The sequence below is a fragment of the Candidatus Eisenbacteria bacterium genome, assembly GCA_018831195.1.
Taxonomy (GTDB): Bacteria; Eisenbacteria; RBG-16-71-46; order CAIMUX01; family JAHJDP01; genus JAHJDP01.
The window spans coordinates 1-15,917 of the sequence record JAHJDP010000012.1; the positions used below are offsets into that span (position 1 = coordinate 1).

A 15,917-nucleotide genomic window follows, 5' to 3' on the forward strand; every position below is an offset into this window, starting at 1 on the left:
CAGCCAGCCGATGGTGCGGTCGATCTGGGTATCGATGCGGGCGGCGGTCAGAAGGTGTGAATGGAATTGCTGAGCCTCCTCCGGCTTCAGGCTTGTGCGGGTATTATAATGAGGGACCGGGTCGAGCAGTGCCTTGGGAAATAGAGCATCCCCGCGGTCGAGCCGGCGCTTGCGCTTGGGCACCGGATGCTTCGACGGGCTCACGCTGCGATCACTGGCGCGATCAACGCCGCGATCAACGCCGCGATCAACGCCGCGATCAACGGCGCCTTCAGCGAAGTCCGCCTGCCGGGTATCAGAATCGAGGTGGCCGATACTGAATGAAAAGTCCTCTCGGGTCATTGATTGTGGTCCTCAGAGATTTATGATACCGAACGTATGTATGGTATACTGCGGCAATGTCGAAAAAGTTTCAACCCCTAAAATCATTATTTTGAATTTTTTTTTATGGGCTCATAGGAAAAGGTACTATGTTGTCATTTAAGGGATTACGGATTTTACTGGATGTCCTGTTTGAATCGATATTCGAGGATTCACCGATGGAGGCGGGTGATCAGCAGGGGTTGGGTTGATTCGACTGGGTCCGGGCCGATTTGGCTCGGTTCGGATTCACCGACGCAGCCGATTTACCTACCCGGCCTCCATCCGACTCGCCAAACGTCGCACACCTTCGCGGGTCGCGTCGGGAGCCACACAGGTATAACAAAGGCGGACCCAATTCTCATATCCGGCGCCGCAGGATGACCCCGGGGTCAAAACAACCCCATCTTCCAGGCAATCCTCCAAGAATCCCCCAATCCCCCGGTCATCCAAATGGGGCGAGGCATCGAAGAAGAGAAAGGTCGATCCCTCGGGCCGCGGCAGGCTGAGGAGATCGGCCATCTCGTCGCCAATCTCCTGGTACTGCGCGCGGGCCCTGTCCAGCCACGCTCCCCCACTCTGAATCGCCCGCATCCCGGCGATCTGGCCGGCCGTCGGGGCGCTGTAAATGAGATGGGTTGAAACTTTGAGAATCGCGTCCATGATCACTTGCGGCCCGACAAGGTACCCGGCCCGATTTCCCGCCATGCCGTACGTTTTCGAAAACGAGAAAGCGGTGAGGGTGCGCTCGGGAGCGAAACGGGCGATCGAGATATGTGGTTTTGTATAAGCGAGGTATTCATAAACCTCGTCGGAGAAGATCCAAAGATTCTTTGCGGATGCCCAAGACGCCAGCGCCTGTAATATTTCTTCGGAGAGCACGGCCCCGGTCGGATTGTTCGGGGTCGACACATAAATCGCGGCGGTGCGCGGTGTGTACTTGGCCTGCACGGCGGCGAGGGCTTCATCCGCCGTTGAAATTTTATTAGCTGGTGGGCAGTCGCATACAATTCGGTCATAAAAAGGCACTTCGACAGGCGTCCCCCGAAAGGTGCGAACGATATTCCGGATGAGGGGCCAGAAGGGCGAGAGGATCAGGACCTCGTCCCCTTCGGAGATCGTCGCGCCGATTGCCGATGCGAGGGCGCCTGTCGCCCCGGCGGTCATAATGACAGAATCTTTTGTACAAGGGATCTTGTTTTCGGCGACCACCTTTGCAGCGACCGTCTCAATAACCTCCCTGATGCCGCGGGGGGCCGTATAACGGTGGAGACCATCGTGCTCGAGAGAAAGAAGGTTCTCCATCCGGCCGCCTTCGAACGGCTCCATCCAGGTGTCCCCAACATGCAGCGGGAATAGTGGCCCCTTGTGTTTCGCGAGCTTCTGCGCCAGGGGCGAGAATGTGAAACCGCTGGGGATTTGGGTGACGGCGGGTACGATCCTAGGGTAATGGGGCATGACCCATCCTTTCCTTCCAGAGTGATTCAAGATATCCCATCCTAACACTCCCTCAGGTGATCGCGACTACCGGCTGTGGATTCCGGTTTGTGGTGGAAGTCTCCAAAATGAGGTCCATCACCCACACGGCACTTCCCCACCTACCCCCAAACGACTATCATGAGTAGAACTGCGCGAAAATGAGTATCGGTTTCCAGCCTAAACCCGTTGCGGCCGGACACCTTTATTTCGCCCGGATCCGGGGACGATAATCGGAGCCAAGCGCTTACGATAATTCCTGCAAGCCCCCGCAGACCAGCAAACCCAGGAGGCCCGAAAAATGCCAAAAGAGCTGGGTGTCGCCCTCATCGGCTGCGGCAAGATCAGCCGCAAGCATATCCACTGTCTCAAAGCCGTCGATGGGTATCAGGTCCGCCTCGCCTGCGACTCCGATCCCGCACGCGCCCAAAAGATCGCCGCCGGCCTCGACAACTGCGACGCGACAACCGACTTCAACGCGGCCCTCGCCCGCCAAGACATCGACCTCGTCACCATCTGCACCCCCAGCGGACTGCACGCCTCGATGGCCATTGAAGCGGCCAAAAACAAAAAACACGTCATCGTCGAAAAGCCGATGGCGCTGCGTCTCGATGAAGCCGACGAGATGCTCGATGCCTGCGACAAGAACGGCGTCCGTCTCTATGTGGTGAAACAAAACCGCTACAACCGCCCCATCGTCAAACTGAAAGAGGCGATCCAAAGCGGCCGCATGGGCCGCCCCTTCCTCGGCGGCATCCGTGTCCTCTGGCAGCGCGATCAGGCCTATTACGATTCGGAACCCTGGCGCGGCACCTGGGCCATGGACGGCGGCGTCATCATGAACCAGGCGAGCCACCACGTCGACCTCCTGATCTGGATGATGGGCGATGTGATGAGCGTCATGGCGGCCTGCCGCCGCGTGAGCCATGAGATCGAGACCGAAGACACCGCCGTCGCCGTGCTGAAATTCCGCGGCGGCGGGATGGCGACCATCCAAGCCACAACCTGCATTCAACCTAAGGATTTAGAGGGATCTCTTTCCATTTACGGTGAGAAAGGATCCGTCGAAATCGGCGGCTTCGCGGCGAACGAAATCCGCCGTTGGGAATTCGCCGACGACGACAAATGGCACGACGACGTAAAAGCAAATTGGGCCGCCAATCCCAAAGATCTTTTCGCCTACAACCACCAGGAGTTTTACAAAGACGTCCTCAATACCCTTCAGAAGGGCGGTCGCGCCCTGATCGACGGGATGGAGGGGCGTAGAACATTGGAAGTGATCCACGCGATTTATGAGTCGTTTGAAACGGGTCGCGAGGTCTTTTTGCGTTTTCAACCACAGTGGTGCCGCTTGGGAGCGGTGCCTACCGAGACCAGTTCCTTTGGCCCGGGATCTAGAGGAGGTTGGCTGTGAAGATTCCCTTGGTTGATCTGAGAGCCCAGTACCATACTCTCCGGCCGGATATTCAAGAGGCCGTCACGGAGGTCATCGAATCGATGGCCTTTATCGGCGGGCCGGCCGTATCGCAATTCGAGAGGGCTTTTGCCGATTACTGCCAAACATCATCTGCCGTGGGCTGCAGCTCCGGCACCACCGCCCTGCATCTCGCCTTCATGGGCTTGGGAATCAAACCGGGCGACGAGGTCATCGTCCCCAGCCACACCTTTATCGCCACGGCGGAGATGCTCCCCCTCCTCGGCGCCAAGGTCCGCTTCGCCGAGATCGATGAGACAACGTACAACATTGATCCGAACTCGGTCCGCGAGCTGATCAACGAGCGCACGCGCCTCGTCGTCGCCGTTCACCTCTATGGGCAGCCGGCTGATATGGATTCCCTGCGCGCCATCTGCGATGAACACGATATCATGCTGATGGAGGATGCGGCCCAGGCGCACGGTGCGCTCTACAAGGGCCGCCGTGTGGGCGGCCTCGCGACACCGGCCGCCTTCAGCTTCTATCCCGGCAAAAATCTGGGCGCTTATGGCGACGCCGGCATCGTGACAGCGGCATCGGAAGAGATGGCGACGCAGATGAGCAATCTCGCCAATCATGGCCGGCGGGACAAATACCTCCATAATGAGGAGGGATTCAACTACCGGATGGATACAATCCAGGCGGCCGTGCTCCTCGTGAAACTCCGTCACCTCGACAAGTGGAATGAAGCGCGGCGTCATTGGGCGAGCCGTTACACAGAGAAACTCGCTGCGGTTGAAGAGGTGATCACCCCAAGAGTTTCCCCTGATGTCGAGCCTGTCTTTCACCTCTACGTGATCCGGGTACCCCGGCGGGATGCGGTGCTGGCTGAACTCCATCAGGCCGGTATCGGCGCCGGCATACATTACCCGGTACCGTTGCACCTGCAGCCGGCCTATCGGCATATTGGAATGCAGAAAGGTGACCTGCCGATCACCGAGCGCGTGGCCTCAGAGATCATCTCGCTGCCGATGTTCGCCGAGCTGGATGAGGAGAAAGTCGACAAAGTTGTAGAGGCGCTGAAGGCCGCCATCCAACGGACGAGCTGAGACAGGCTTATGGGTGGGACATTAATCCCAGTAATATACTGGGGATGAATGTTCCACCTGTTATATCCTTAAAGGCTCCAAATAAACCAAAACAGACGCAAGATTACGTATTCAACATAAACATTACTTTTTCCTACTGTTTTACTTCCGAAGAATTAGCCAAACTCATTTAACCTTGACAATTATTTATCAGCTTTGTTAACTAACTTATTGGCCGCTATTGAATGATCCACGACGTTTTAACCCATTCTACAGGAGTCAGAATGAACTTCAGACGGTCCATACTCATTGTTGTGTGTATCGGGTTACTCATCTATTTCCCGAAATCGTCTTTGGCCTCTGGCTCTTTGTCCGGTCATGCAGGCATCGTGACCTATTCCTATGGGGATACGGCGGAAACGGGACAATCCGAACTTCTCACCCAGCTCAGCTTCAAAGTCGAAGATGATTCGGGTTTCGCCCTCCGATTCAACGGCCGCATGCGAGAGCCCCTGACCGATGGCCCCATAGAAGATTGGAATCTCTACCGCGGCACGCTCGAGTGGGCATCCCATAGGAAGAGGCTCTCCATGACGGTGGGACGCCGGTTGTTGTACACCGGTATTCTGCGGGGGATTCAGGACGGCCTCGTCATTGAAATGCGAAGACTCCACCGGCCGACCGGCCTCAATGTGACGCTGGCTGTCGGCAAGGAGGCCTCCCACGGACTCGAAACCGGCCCGGCGGATAATCCGAATCCCTGGACCCTCGGAGTGATCGCCTCCGTTCATCCCCTCCGCACCCTCGATATAAAACTCAGCTCGCGATTCAACCTGGAGGATAAAGAAGAAGGCGCGGCCTTTTCGGATATTCTCGGCGTCTCGGCCGGATGGAGACCCGTGCGGACCCTCCTTCTCGACGGATTGTTGGAACATGATAGCACCCGGGAGCGCGTTGAGCGAGGCCAAACGAGGATCTCCTACTCCTCTGCAGATTATACATTATCCGCCGAGTATCTTTATGCCGCTTCTCCCTGGATCCCCGCGGATTCATGGTTCTCGCGATTCGATGAATTGATTGAATCCTATTCCCAATACCGCGTCGGTTTTGATGCGGGCGTGCCCTCCGTCGATTGGCTCTCCGCCGGTCTCTATTGGATTGCGCAAGAGGGTGATGAACGCAGTATCAACGGCTACTTCTCCGCCTGGCGGGATCTGACTCTGGGTTATCGATTCTCGGGTGATGGGGATACCCGCAAGGGCGGTGTGTACGGAAACGCAGGCCGCCATCTTACCGGCAAGATCCGCATCGACGCCGGGGCCGATTTCTCTAAATACAAAATCTACAGTCTCTATGATCAGCCCGCCTACGGTTCATACCTGCGGCTCGGATATGATCCGACCATCGCTTTGCATCTCTTCAGCGAGGTCCAATATCGGAAAGATCAGCTCATGGATAAAGACTTCCGCCTGCTCATGGGGGCAAGCTACCGATTCAATTTGTCATACGGGAACAGAGCCAATTAGGGGAGCGAGAGATCATGTCTGGATTGACCAAAGCCGGTACTCTTCTAGCGCTAAGCCTCACGTTTCTTCTCGTATCCCAGGAAGTGGCGGGCGTTGAGAGGTTGTCCTTCTCTCACCGCCTCCATATCGAGGATGCGGAGTTGACCTGCGCCGACTGCCACGCCATCAGGGGCGAAGGAGAATCGATGGCCGGATATCGCCGGGCGGGCATGCAGGCCTGTGCCAACTGCCACGATATTGAAGATGATGCGGGTTGTACACTTTGTCATTCCGATAAAGAGATATCCCCAAGTTATGATCTCCCCTCTATTCAATATTTTTCTCATGTGAACCATTCGGGTGATCGTTTCGACTGCGCCGCCTGCCATCCCGGGGTTGCCCAATCCGAAACGCTTGATGCTCTCCCCCTGCCCGCCTCCGGCGCCTGTGGAGATTGCCACGCCAAAGAAGGCATCAAACCATCGGATCACACCTTCGATTGGGAGCACCATCATGGCCCCCGGGCCACTTTGGATTCGCAATCCTGCGATCTTTGCCATCAGGAGCAGCAGGATTGCCTGACCTGTCATGAGGGCGACAATCTGAGCGCCGAAAAATCCCCGCACCCCCTCTCCTACCTCTACAGCCATGGCCCCGACGCAAGATTGGAGAGCACGCGCTGTGAAAGCTGCCACAGGGATCAGGTATTTTGTATGGAATGTCATGCATCCTACAGCGTCAAACCGCTGTTTCATGACAAGGCCGGATGGCTTTCGGGCGCCCACGGCGCCGAGGCGAGACGGGATTTGGGCCAGTGCATTCTCTGCCATGAAGAGGCGGAGGCCAGTGTTTTATGTGGGTCATGTCACAATTAGCGGCAGGCTCGGAAAGGATGAGACAGATGAACCGGATCCTCACTTCCTGGAAGCTTATGGGGATATCGCTTGTATTGATGGCGCTGGCGTGGGGTTGTTCCGAGCTGGCCGACCCACCGAACCGTCCCGGAGCCGGTGGCTCTCAGAATTGTATAAGCTGCCACACAAATGAGGCCGTCCTCATAGCGGTCGCCGAACCCGACACTTCATCAGGCGAAGAACCAACGGGCGAAGGGTGAGGCGGCGAAGTCACCCCGCTGGAAGCGTGGGAGAAGGTTGTTATTCAGGGTTCCAATGGTGATGCGTTCTTTGCCTCCATTCATGGGAGAATCGGTTGTATCGAGTGCCACGGCGGTACGACCAGTGGCTCGAAGGAAGAGGCGCACGAGGGCGTCGTCCGGGATCCATCGGAGGATCCAATCGCGGCCTGTGGCAACGCTGATTGCCACCCGAGTATCGCCGGCAACGCGGTCAATTCGATCCACTACAAGGTTTCCGGTATGAAAGGGAAAGTCAGCCGCAGAGCCGGTTGTCCGGTTGACGACAATGAGAATCTCAGCGCCGGTTTTAACGCCGCCTGTTTCAAATGCCATACCACCTGCGGCCAATGCCACGTCAGCCGGCCGACCTCGGTCGAAGGCGGATTCATCGCCAATCATAAATTCGACCGAACACCTTCAATGATCAATCAATGCACCGCCTGCCACGGCTCCAGGATCGGCGAGGAATACCGGGGCAAGCACAGGGACCAGATCCCCGGCTATAAATTTGATGTTCACTATGGGAAAAACGCGCAGCTCGGCGGCAAACATTGTGTGAATTGCCATACCGGCAACGAGATGCACAATGGCATGGGCGAGGAACGTTTCGCGGTGAGTGAGATGCCCCGCTGCGAAGATTGCCATGGATCCGTCAGTGAGGCGAACGTATACCATGAAGAGCACTGGGGCGAGTTGAGCTGCTCGGTGTGCCATTCGCAAGACTACAAGAACTGTAATTCGTGCCACCCACCTACAGGACTGGACACGCCATCTTATCTGAGATTCAAAATCGGCAAGAACCCCCTGCCGGATTCCCGGAGTTATGAATATGTCACCTTGCGGCATATCCCGATTGCGAAAGACAGTTTCACGGGATGGGGATTTCCGGACCTCCCGGAATTCAATGTGATGCCGACATGGAAATACGCTGTCCCTCATAATATCCAACGATGGACGGCGAGGACGGATACAACCGGTGGTGTGAGTTGTTCGGCCGTTTGCCATAATTCCCCGGCGACCCCGGAGGGCTTTTTCCTGAGGCAGGTGGATTTGAACCTCCTGCCGGATGAAGCGGCGGCGAATGCCCCCTATATTGTACCGGATACACCTCCGGATCAGTGGTAGGCGGGAATAGAGGTATTGCATACGGTGTCAATACGTGTGCATACTAAGCGGTTATGCCAGGGCTCTACCCGATCGATCGGGTACCGGCCTTGACATAAAGGAAGCACCTATCCAACCTCTTGGATGGGTTTTTGGGAGAGTCTCCCATGTTGGCACGGAGCAGCTGGGTGGGGGCTCGGACTTCATGAAGGAGGCAGAGTTAATGAGAAAGTTCACGGCATTCGCCATGGTTATGGCTGTGTGCATGATGGTTGTATTCTCGTTTGGTTGCAGCGATGACGATGACAACGGTGGAACCACACCGGTCGCGACCGAACTTGAAAAGTTGGTCGAATACATGACAACAAACAATCTCGATCTACCCGCCATGATGGCCAGCTGGACGATCACAGCTCAGTCCCTCATGGATAATGGGCCTGAGAATTACTTCATCATGGATATTCGTACGTCGGATCTTTATGGCCCCGACTCCTCGGGCGCCAACGGCGTGGTCGACTTTGAGGACGGGCACATCGCGGGCGCCCATAAGGTCGCCATGGCCGATGTCGTCACATATGAAGCGGCCAACAATACCACCAATCTCCCGGTTGTCGTCTATTGTTATACTGGACATACCGCCGGACACGCGGTGATGGCCCTCCGCCTGAGCGGCGAAACCGATGCCAAATCAATGCTCTGGGGTTTCAGCGCCTGGAACAGTGATTTTGATTTGTGGACCAATAACACCGGCAATGTCGCCTTGGATTATCCGGATGCCTGGGCAACGACGGCGCCCCCGGATCTCCCTTCCAATACCGGACATCCGACCCTCAACACCGGCGAAGCGACCGGCGCGGCAATCCTGGCCTATCAACTCAATCATGCCGTTCTGGATGGACTCAATGGCATCACCAAGACGGATGTCCTGTCCGCCTACGAAGACTATCATGTCATCTGCTATTGGGCCGAAGCCGATTGGACCCATTACGGACATATCACCGGCGCCTATCAGGTCACCCCGGGAACGCTGGGACTCGAGACGCTCAATATCCTCGATCCGGCCGGCGTCAATGTGATTTATTGCTGGTCGGGTCAGTCCGCATCCATGGTCGCCGCCTGGTTGAACGTTTTGGGTTATGACGGCAGAACACTGAGATACGGCGCCAACGGCATGATTTACGATGATCTGGAAACGAGCAAATGGAGTGGGTCGCTGGACTTCGATTATGTGACCGGTCCCTAAACTCAACGGCGAATATTAAGGATCGAATCATCGCAGGGGGCGGGATCTCATGATCCTGCCCCCTGCTTTAGATCCTGTTCGATCCATGTTCTACAAAGTTCTTCGATGGAAATGTAAAGAATCTCGCCTACTTTTCGATTACGGGGCCGTGTAGACCAGGTAGATCCCGCCAAGAATGACAAGCAGGCCGCAGGCCTGGCGTAGAAGCACAGCCCCGCGTGAGCCTTCGTGCCAATTCAAATAGCGTTGAACAAGCTGGGCCGAGGTGCCGGCCATGACGATGACCGAACAATGACCGATGCCGTAAAGAAGCAATAGCGCCACACCGTAGAGCCAGCTCGTTGAGGCGACCTTGAGGGTGACTCCCAGCATCGGGGCCATATAAGCGAATGTGCAGGGCCCCACGCCAACACCAAAAAAAAGGCCGAGGATAAACGCCCCCAAAACGCCCTTCCCGCGTGGCCCGGAAGGTCCGCCGCCCGTCCAGGGAATCGGCACAACACCTAGGAAGTGAAGCCCAAGGAAAAGAAAGATAAGGGCGAGCCCATAATTCACATAGCGGCCAACATCGCCGAGCATCCGCCCGAGGGCTGCCGTTATACCGCCGACGATCCCGATGGTGACCAAAATACCCACAGCGAAAACCACAGCGATGGTGAAGGCGCGTTGCCCGGAAGACTCACCCTGCTTGCCGATAAAGGCGACGACAAGCGGGATGCTGGCGAGATGGCAAGGACTCAGGATGATGCTGAGAACACCCCAGAGAAAGGCGGCGCTGAGGGCAATAGGCGCGGAGCCATGAACGGCAGTGGTGAGAGTAGCGAAAAGATCATCCATCAGTTGACCTCTTGCTCTGTGGAGTTTGAGAAGTCAACTCAACACCCAGTTCCTTCCACTGATCGAGAATAACCTGCTTGGCCATGAAACCCTCATGACGCACCCGTTCCGCACCCGAGGCGTCGATAAAGATCTGGGTCGGGATAACCCGGATTCCCCACTTCTGCCCGGCATCGGGATTTTTCCGGATATCGATAAACTCAACGATAAGTGAACCCTCATACTCCTCAGATAACTCTTCCAAAATAGGAGCCATCTTTTTGCATGGAATGCACTGCCCGGATCCGAGATCAATGAGGCGAGGCAAGGCCACCTGCTCGGATGGCGCCAAGACATGACCTGCATCCGATGCCGCATCCCGCCGCTGCGTCTCCTTCAGAACAAATACGGCGGCAAAGACAAGGATTGTGGCGGCAATAATTAGAGCTTTCTTAATCATGGGATATCTTTCTCTTCTATTATATGATGGTTTTGTTCAACCAATCGGTTGTCCCGCGTATGGTGCCACCGAAAGGGTGTTGAATCATACCCGTTCCCTGTGACGCTAATATAACAAGGCCTTGATCTCCTCAAGTGAAAGCACCTTGCCGCTGCTCTTGAGTTCTCCATCGATGGCGAGCCCTGGAGTCATCATCGCCCCCATGCGGGCGATCTCGTTGATGTTGGTGACCTTCACGAGCTCGTATTCGATGCCGAGGGTCTTGGCGGCGGCTTCGGCATTTTCCGCGAGCTTTTTGCATTTGGGGCAACCGGTGCCCAGGATTTGAATTGTTTTCATTGGTTGTCCTTTTATCTATATCAGGCCATAAAGGATTCCGCTGACGGTCGCCATGACCACAACGAGTGTGACGTACACAACGGTTTTTTTCGTGCCGATGACGCTCCGGATAACGAGCATATTGGGAAGGCTGAGCGCAGGTCCGGCAAGGAGCAGCGCCAGCGCCGGCCCCTTGCCCATGCCGTTTCCAAGGAGACCTTGGAGAATCGGGACTTCGGTCAAGGTGGCAAAGTACATGAACGCACCGGCGACGGAGGCAAAGAGGTTTGCACGAATTGAGTTTCCGCCGACGGCGGTGTTCACCCATTCGCCCGGAATGAGCCCCTCGTGACCCGGGCGCCCAAGCAGGACACCCGCGACGAGGACGCCTAAAAGAAGGAGCGGAAGGATCTGCTTGGCAAAGCCCCACGAGGAAGAAAACCAGTCATTGAGTTCTCCCACAGAGGTGCTGGTGAGGATAGCAAGTGAGAGAATAGCGCCCGCGAAAGGAATCATGGGCATGCGGGGGAAGAGCGCCGCAAGAATGAGCACGAGTGCGAATGAGAGGGCGATCTGCCACCAAGGTGTCCGAAACCAAGCGATGAGAATGACACCCAGCCCAAGGGCAAAGACACCTGTGATGAGCCAGCGCATAGCATAGATCAGGCTCCAAAGCCCCCCGGGTTCTGCTGGTCGCGCCCAATTGGCAAAGACCAGGATGCCGACCATGGAGGCGAAATATAGAGCGTCCTGGTAAAGGCTTCGCGCCGGCTTTTCATCTATGGCAACTTGGACATTTTTGACCCGCTCTTCTGGATCATTTCGGAAGATAGCGTGCATGAGGAGACCAATAACGACGCTGAAAACGATGGCGCCGACGGCCCGCGCGGCGCCCAGTTCAAGCCCCAAGACGCGCGCGGTCAGTATGATGGCCAAGACATTGATCGCGGGGCCGGAATAGAGGAAGGCGGTTGCAGGACCAAGCCCGGCTCCCCGTCGATAGATACCGGCAAAAAGGGGCAGCACCGTGCAGGAACAGACAGCTAGAATCGTTCCGGAGACCGCCGCAACGCTGTAGGCCAAGACCTTGTTGGCCTCTGCGCCGAGGTAACGCATGACGGAGGCCTGGCTCACGAAAGTCGCAATGGCCCCCGCGATGAAGAAAGCGGGGATGAGGCACAGCAGAACGTGCTCCTGTGCATACCACTTCACAAGGTGCAGCGCCTCCAATATAGAGGTGTCAAAACGGATGCCCCCCACGGGGAGCCAAAAGCAGGCAAGAAAGACCGCCACAATGACGAGGAGGGGCTTCCATTCGTGTTTCCAGCTCATCCCTTCTCCTGACTCCCTTATCCAGACTCAGAAGCAAAATAACCGATAATATAAACAAAAATGTTATCTTGCCAATTTCACGCTTTCTTTCGCTCGTGATTCCAGAATCGATTCAACACAGGCAAAAAAATTCAGCACGCAAGGGACAAGCAGCGAATAAAAAACCTGCGATCCCCGCTTATCATCCCGGACGATGCCCGCATTCTTAAGCACGGAGAGGTGCTTGGACACGGTCGATACATCGGCCTCCACCATCTCGGTAAGCTCGCAGACACAACGCTCCCCATGTGAGAGCTCCTCGACAATGAAAAGCCGTGTCGGATGCGCCATCGCTTTGATGATGGTCGCGCGGGCTTCGAATCGGGCCTTTTGTATAGCTTTCAAATTATCCTCCTCTTGGCTATTTGCCTATTATGCCAAATTGCCAAGAATTGTCAAGCTGAAGGGCTGCGGCATCGGCACAGTTTACATTAGGAAACAGCGCTAACTGCAATTATTTCTATGTTTTACACGATTACCTTATAAGCGGAAAAACAAGATGAGCCTGTCGTGAAGTGATCATCCATGGCGGACCCCGAAGTCACAGGTGCGACTGGCGGCTTAGAACAGGAACCCAACGCTCGATTCAACCCACCGTTGCAACGGCGCCCAATAAATTCCCAGCAGCACCGTTGGCACGGCCAGCATGACCAGCATGACCGAATAGAGTGGAATCACATGCGCCGACAAATGGGCGGGAGCCGGGGTCTCAATACCAGCCTCTTCATCTTCCGTGCGAGCAAGGAACATCGCCCTCAAGATCCTGGCGTAATAGAAAAGTGAAACAACGCTGTTGAGTACGCCGATCACAGCCAGTTTATAAAATCCGGCCTTGATAACCGCTGCAAAGAGATAAAATTTTCCGATGAAACCTCCGAAGGGGGGAACACCGGTGAGAGAGAAAAGGAAGACGCCCATAAGAATGGCGACCATGGGGAATTTCCGGCCGAGTCCGATATAGGATGTGATCTGATCTTCCGATTCAATCCGGTCGCGGAGGGAGATAATCACGAGGAAAGCGCCGAGATTCATGAGGAGATAGATCGCAAAGTAGAAGAGAGCGGCGAAAAGACCGTCATGATTCAGTGTCGACAACCCCATCAGGACGTACCCCGCGTGGGCGATCGATGAATAAGCCAGAAGACGCTTCATAGACTTCTGATGCAGCGCGACAAAGTTCCCCAGCGTCATCGTCACGATCGAGAGGAACATCAACACCCGCTGCCAGTCCACCGCGCCCAAGGCCGCCCCGCTCAAACCGGAAACGCCGAAGAAGACGAAACGGATCAGCAAAGCGAAGCCGGCGGCCTTCGAGGCAACCGATAAAAAGGCGGTCATCGGCGTATTGGCGCCCTCATAAACATCCGGCGTCCAGAAATGGAAAGGAACAGCGGAGATCTTGTATCCGATACCGACCAGCACCAGTGAGGTGCCGACATACATCGCCAGATTCGCACCCTCGATGAGGTTCTGCGTTAGGGCGAGGAGATCCAGCGTGCCGGTCAGCCCGTAGAGTATCGAGATGCCGAACAACATCGCGCCGGAGGACACGGAGCCGAAGAGGACATATTTCAGAGCGGCCTCGGAACCCTTCCGGTCGCCTTTGACAAAACCGACCAAAACATAGGATAGATAGCTCACAACCTCCATTGAAATGTAAAACATCAGGAGGTTCGTGCTGGATGACATCAAGAAAAGCCCCATGCAGAGCAGGAGCAGCAATCCGACATACTCACCCAGCCGGCGTCCTTTCAGCTCTGAGCTCTTCCAGCTCATCAAAATGGTGATGGCCGCGGTAGCGAGAAAGATAACTTTGAAGAAAACGGCTATCGGATCGGCGACAACCATCCCTGAGAAAAGGCGGACACCGGCGGAGCCATCCGCCGTCAACCGTCCCTGGCTCATGAGGGTGATCACAAGGACGCAGAACAGCCCAATGACGCCCACGGGACCCGTCCAGCGGGATTGTTCGCGCCCCATCGCCAGATCCATAAAGAAGACAACCAGGAACACTCCCAAAAGGGAGAGTTCGGGAAGAAAATATCTCAGGCTGTCCATCGTTCCGACACTATTGTAGACGAGTTCGCTCATCGTCTCCCTCGCATGGCTAGGATTTGGTTATGGTTGAACAATCCCGGCCAAGTGGTTAATGGTGACTTGCATCAGATCAAGAATCGGTTTGGGATAGACACCCAAAATGATCACGATGATTCCCAGGGGAACAAGCGTGAAAAGCTCGCGTCCGGTCATGTCCGGCAGATTCAGATACTTCTCGTTCGGCTTGCCCAGGAACATCCGCTGCAATGTCCAGAGGATATAGCCCGCGGTCAGAACAATACCGATCGCCGCGATGATCGCCGCCCAGCGGTAAACCGGGAAGGTGCCGAGGAAGACTAAGGCCTCACTGATGAAACTGCTCAATCCCGGCAAACCCAGGGAGGCGAAAAAGGCCAGCGAGAAGATCCCTGCATAGACCGGCATGATCGTCGCCAGACCGCCGAACCCATCGATATCGCGGTGATGGGCGCGGTCATAGATCACACCGACCAAAAGGAATAACATGGCCGTGGTTGTTCCATGGTTGAACATCTGAAGGACGCCGCCGGTGAGACCGGCGATTGACAAGGCCGCAGAACCGAGCAGCACATATCCCATATGGCTGACCGACGAGTAGGCGACGAGCTTTTTGACATCCTTCTGCGCCATAGCGCAGAGGGCGCCATAGACAATGTTGATGATCCCCAAGATGGCCAGCGGGATCGCATAGGATCGCGTCGCTTCGGGGAAGATCGAGAAGCAGACACGGAGGATGCCGTATCCGCCCATCTTCAATAGAACGCCGGCAAGGATAACACTGATGGCGGTCGGCGCCTCAACATGCGCATCCGGAAGCCATGTATGAAAGGGGAAGACCGGCACTTTGATGGCGAAACCGATGAAGAGGGCCGCCCAAACCCACATTTGGAATGTTCGGGCATATCCTCCCTGCTCCATGAGAACCGTCATATCGAATGTATGCGAACCTCCATAGAAGTAGAGGGCCAGGATACCCAGAAGCATCAGAACACTGCCGAGGAGTGTATAGAGGAAAAACTTGATCGCCGCGTATTCACGGCGGGGGCCGCCCCAAATCCCAATGAGGAAGTACATCGGAAGCAACATCACTTCCCAGAAAACATAGAAAAGGAAGAAATCGAGAGCGACGAAGACGCCGAGCATTCCTGTCTCAAGAAGAAGGAAGAGAGCGAAGTAGCCTTTGACGGCCTTATTGATACCCCAGGAGGCGAAGATGCAAAGGAACCCGAGAAGCGCCGTCAGGATGATCAGGGTGATGCTCAGCCCATCCACACCGATAAAGAAGTTGATATTGTACGATCCGATCCACACCGCCCTCTCGACGAATTGCAGCTCCGAGGTGGTGCGGTCGAATTGAAGAAAGAGGACCACGGACAGGATCAGGGAGATCCCCGTCGCGACAGCCGCGATAATCTTGATGAGCTGGTGCTTATCTCGCGGCACCAGAATAATCAACACCATCCCGATGATTGGGATAAACGTCAGCCAGCTAAGAAGACCGCTCATGTGCGACTGCCTCCTGCACTAAGTTTCAAAAACCCACGCCCTCTC

General features: G+C 55.7%; 17 protein-coding genes. 7 read left to right on the top strand and 10 right to left on the bottom strand.

The window, feature by feature from the left end:
- A partial coding sequence (locus KJ970_01425; GenBank protein ID MBU2689563.1) for a hypothetical protein occupies positions 1–342 on the bottom strand: 342 nt, incomplete at its 3' end.
- A gap of 288 nt (positions 343–630) precedes the next feature.
- Complete coding sequence (locus tag KJ970_01430; GenBank protein MBU2689564.1) at positions 631–1,818, bottom strand: pyridoxal phosphate-dependent aminotransferase; 1,188 nt, start codon at positions 1,816–1,818, stop codon at positions 631–633.
- Positions 1,819–2,137: 319 nt separating this feature from the next.
- Between KJ970_01430 and KJ970_01435 the strand changes: the two genes are divergently transcribed.
- From KJ970_01435 to KJ970_01455, 5 genes are all read left to right on the top strand, one after another.
- Positions 2,138–3,250: a Gfo/Idh/MocA family oxidoreductase gene (locus KJ970_01435; protein ID MBU2689565.1), complete on the top strand. Its 1,113-nt coding sequence runs from the start codon at positions 2,138–2,140 to the stop codon at positions 3,248–3,250.
- Entirely contained in the window at positions 3,247–4,359 is a 1,113-nt protein-coding gene (locus KJ970_01440; protein MBU2689566.1) for a DegT/DnrJ/EryC1/StrS family aminotransferase, read from the top strand. The genes KJ970_01435 and KJ970_01440 overlap by 4 nt, the downstream gene beginning before the upstream one ends.
- A gap of 263 nt (positions 4,360–4,622) precedes the next feature.
- Positions 4,623–5,864: a hypothetical protein gene (locus KJ970_01445; GenBank protein ID MBU2689567.1), complete on the top strand. Its 1,242-nt coding sequence runs from the start codon at positions 4,623–4,625 to the stop codon at positions 5,862–5,864.
- Between the two features lie 14 nt (positions 5,865–5,878).
- The gene (locus KJ970_01450; GenBank protein ID MBU2689568.1) at positions 5,879–6,718 is read left to right on the top strand and encodes a hypothetical protein; all 840 of its coding nucleotides are present in this window, start codon (positions 5,879–5,881) and stop codon (positions 6,716–6,718) included.
- A gap of 26 nt (positions 6,719–6,744) precedes the next feature.
- Positions 6,745–6,957, top strand: coding sequence for a hypothetical protein (locus KJ970_01455; GenBank protein MBU2689569.1), 213 nt, complete (start codon positions 6,745–6,747; stop codon positions 6,955–6,957).
- On the opposite strand, the gene KJ970_01460 is transcribed toward KJ970_01455, so the two are convergent.
- The gene (locus KJ970_01460; protein ID MBU2689570.1) at positions 6,928–7,332 is read right to left on the bottom strand and encodes a hypothetical protein; all 405 of its coding nucleotides are present in this window, start codon (positions 7,330–7,332) and stop codon (positions 6,928–6,930) included. The two genes, KJ970_01455 and KJ970_01460, sit on opposite strands and share 30 nt — an antisense overlap.
- A 66-nt stretch (positions 7,333–7,398) precedes the next feature.
- Here KJ970_01460 and KJ970_01465 point away from each other — a divergent pair, with 66 nt between their 5' ends.
- The gene (locus KJ970_01465) at positions 7,399–8,103 is read left to right on the top strand and encodes a cytochrome c3 family protein (GenBank protein MBU2689571.1); all 705 of its coding nucleotides are present in this window, start codon (positions 7,399–7,401) and stop codon (positions 8,101–8,103) included.
- 202 nt (positions 8,104–8,305) lie between these two features.
- Positions 8,306–9,325, top strand: a complete 1,020-nt coding sequence (locus tag KJ970_01470) for a rhodanese-like domain-containing protein (GenBank protein ID MBU2689572.1) — start codon at positions 8,306–8,308, stop codon at positions 9,323–9,325.
- A gap of 138 nt (positions 9,326–9,463) precedes the next feature.
- Here the strand turns inward: KJ970_01470 and KJ970_01475 are convergent, their stop codons facing one another.
- The 7 genes from KJ970_01475 to KJ970_01505 form a co-directional block, all read right to left on the bottom strand.
- Positions 9,464–10,165 carry a cytochrome c biogenesis protein CcdA gene (locus tag KJ970_01475; protein MBU2689573.1) on the bottom strand — a complete coding sequence of 234 codons (702 nt, stop codon included), beginning with the start codon at positions 10,163–10,165 and terminating at the stop codon, positions 9,464–9,466.
- Entirely contained in the window at positions 10,155–10,601 is a 447-nt protein-coding gene (locus tag KJ970_01480) for a thioredoxin family protein (protein ID MBU2689574.1), read from the bottom strand. The genes KJ970_01475 and KJ970_01480 overlap by 11 nt, the downstream gene beginning before the upstream one ends.
- A gap of 105 nt (positions 10,602–10,706) precedes the next feature.
- Positions 10,707–10,940: a TM0996/MTH895 family glutaredoxin-like protein gene (locus KJ970_01485; protein ID MBU2689575.1), complete on the bottom strand. Its 234-nt coding sequence runs from the start codon at positions 10,938–10,940 to the stop codon at positions 10,707–10,709.
- 15 nt (positions 10,941–10,955) lie between these two features.
- Positions 10,956–12,251 (bottom strand): permease, encoded by a 1,296-nt coding sequence (locus KJ970_01490; GenBank protein MBU2689576.1) that lies wholly within the window; start codon positions 12,249–12,251, stop codon positions 10,956–10,958.
- Positions 12,252–12,314: 63 nt separating this feature from the next.
- Positions 12,315–12,635, bottom strand: coding sequence for a metalloregulator ArsR/SmtB family transcription factor (locus tag KJ970_01495; GenBank protein ID MBU2689577.1), 321 nt, complete (start codon positions 12,633–12,635; stop codon positions 12,315–12,317).
- A gap of 216 nt (positions 12,636–12,851) precedes the next feature.
- On the bottom strand, positions 12,852–14,381 hold the full coding sequence (locus KJ970_01500; protein MBU2689578.1) for an NADH-quinone oxidoreductase subunit N: 1,530 nt from the start codon (positions 14,379–14,381) through the stop codon (positions 12,852–12,854).
- Positions 14,382–14,408: 27 nt separating this feature from the next.
- Complete coding sequence (locus KJ970_01505) at positions 14,409–15,872, bottom strand: NADH-quinone oxidoreductase subunit M (GenBank protein MBU2689579.1); 1,464 nt, start codon at positions 15,870–15,872, stop codon at positions 14,409–14,411.
- Positions 15,873–15,917 lie beyond the last annotated feature (45 nt).

Bases quoted from the DNA above. Each gene is read 5' to 3' on its own strand.
- KJ970_01430 (MBU2689564.1), bottom strand. From the start codon at position 1,818: ATGCCCCATTACCCTAGGATCGTACCCGCCGTCACCCAAATCCCCAGC.
- KJ970_01455 (MBU2689569.1), top strand. From the start codon at position 6,745: ATGAACCGGATCCTCACTTCCTGGAAGCTTATGGGGATATCGCTTGTA.
- KJ970_01485 (MBU2689575.1), bottom strand. From the start codon at position 10,940: ATGAAAACAATTCAAATCCTGGGCACCGGTTGCCCCAAATGCAAAAAG.
- KJ970_01465 (MBU2689571.1), top strand. From the start codon at position 7,399: ATGATCAATCAATGCACCGCCTGCCACGGCTCCAGGATCGGCGAGGAA.
- KJ970_01505 (MBU2689579.1), bottom strand. From the start codon at position 15,872: ATGAGCGGTCTTCTTAGCTGGCTGACGTTTATCCCAATCATCGGGATG.
- KJ970_01480 (MBU2689574.1), bottom strand. From the start codon at position 10,601: ATGATTAAGAAAGCTCTAATTATTGCCGCCACAATCCTTGTCTTTGCC.
- KJ970_01445 (MBU2689567.1), top strand. From the start codon at position 4,623: ATGAACTTCAGACGGTCCATACTCATTGTTGTGTGTATCGGGTTACTC.
- KJ970_01435 (MBU2689565.1), top strand. From the start codon at position 2,138: ATGCCAAAAGAGCTGGGTGTCGCCCTCATCGGCTGCGGCAAGATCAGC.
- KJ970_01450 (MBU2689568.1), top strand. From the start codon at position 5,879: ATGTCTGGATTGACCAAAGCCGGTACTCTTCTAGCGCTAAGCCTCACG.
- KJ970_01470 (MBU2689572.1), top strand. From the start codon at position 8,306: ATGAGAAAGTTCACGGCATTCGCCATGGTTATGGCTGTGTGCATGATG.
- KJ970_01500 (MBU2689578.1), bottom strand. From the start codon at position 14,381: ATGAGCGAACTCGTCTACAATAGTGTCGGAACGATGGACAGCCTGAGA.
- KJ970_01490 (MBU2689576.1), bottom strand. From the start codon at position 12,251: ATGAGCTGGAAACACGAATGGAAGCCCCTCCTCGTCATTGTGGCGGTC.